This is a genomic window from Oleiphilus sp. HI0123, from assembly GCF_001635315.1.
The window spans coordinates 1-891 of record NZ_LWGE01000657.1 but is presented as its reverse complement, the minus strand read 5'-3'; the positions used below and the strand labels follow the sequence as shown (position 1 = coordinate 891).

2 protein-coding genes are annotated in these 891 nt (G+C 45.2%); both read left to right on the top strand.

Features of this window, described 5'->3' with window-relative positions:
- The coding region (locus A3761_RS05940) for a carbohydrate-binding protein (protein ID WP_156491655.1) at positions 1–526 on the top strand (526 nt) is incomplete at its 5' end.
- Between the two features lie 28 nt (positions 527–554).
- The coding region (locus tag A3761_RS05935) for a hypothetical protein (RefSeq protein WP_197472871.1) at positions 555–891 on the top strand (337 nt) is incomplete at its 3' end.

Here is an 891-nt window from a genome sequence, read left to right as displayed (position 1 = left end):
TAGCCTCAACATTACAACAGGCGGCTTTGTCGATATTAATACCGATGGCACCTACGTCTTGAGCTATGACCTTGTCGACGCTGCTGGAAATGCCGCAATAACCGTGCAAAGAACCATTAATGTTGTCACCCCTGCTGCAATATTTGTCGAGGCCGAAACGGGCACAATCGGTGGTGGGCCAGATGTAGAAAGTTATGGCTCAGGCTTTACCGGCTCAGGTTATATCAATATAAGCTTGGCACAGGATGGAGATTACATTGAGTTCTCGGATATTCAGGCGTTCGCCATCCCTTACAACCTAACAATCCGATACGCTTCATCAAATGATAGCTCTTCTTTCGATATCCTTGTGAACGGTAGCGCCGCTGGTAGCATCGCTCTTTCTGCGACTGGTGATAACGCTCTCTATTTGGATTCAGCTGCTTTGCCTGTCACGCTAGTATCGGGCGCTAACACCTTGCGATTCAATATACTTGTCGATCCAACCGATAAACGAATCGACTCGTTTACTCTAACGCCGCAATAGAATGGAAATTAAAGCTTAAGGTGAAACTATGTTGAATCGATTTATTTACGCTGCTTGTCTACCAATATTATTAAGTGCCTGTGATGGCGGTAGCAAGCAATCGAGCACTGAACCAGCGGATATCAGAACAGGCAGTTTTATTGATAGCCCGGTATCAGGCCTATATTATGAAACAGAAACACAGTCAGGCATGACGAATGAGCGTGGTGAGTTTTCTTATAGCGATGGCGAACAGGTTAAATTCTCTATTGGTGGAATCTATCTAGGTACATCAGAAGCACAGGAACTTATCACGCCTTTTGATCTATCCGGTTCCGCCCCGCTAAACAGTGAAAAAAGTATCATTACAAGTCTGCAAAGCACCG